The organism is Psychrobacter sp. CAL346-MNA-CIBAN-0220, from assembly GCF_040309805.1.
Lineage (GTDB): Bacteria > Pseudomonadota > Gammaproteobacteria > Pseudomonadales > Moraxellaceae > Psychrobacter.
The window spans coordinates 1-234 of record NZ_JBEOPF010000749.1 but is presented as its reverse complement, the minus strand read 5'-3'; the positions used below and the strand labels follow the sequence as shown (position 1 = coordinate 234).

The 234-nt window shown below is 36.8% G+C and carries 1 protein-coding gene; it reads left to right on the top strand.

The window, feature by feature from the left end:
• Positions 1-234 (top strand): AAA family ATPase (locus tag AAEY88_RS15540; protein ID WP_350563833.1); only part of this gene is annotated, 234 nt, incomplete at both ends.

Sequence of the window (234 nt, the reverse complement as noted above, 5' to 3'; positions counted from 1 at the left end):
CACATATTCCTAATATTCGTGTTTTACCATCAGGTATGGATGACTTTTATTTTGAGCACGAAACAGCAACGTTACTCAAAGACACCTCCAATTATGAGCAAACACGCCATTACCACAAACTATTAGAACGAGTAATAAATCCGGTAAAAGATGAGTTTGACATTCTTTTAATTGATACAGCGCCAACGCTTAACTTTATGTTTTACAATGCATTAATGGCTTCAACGGCGATGC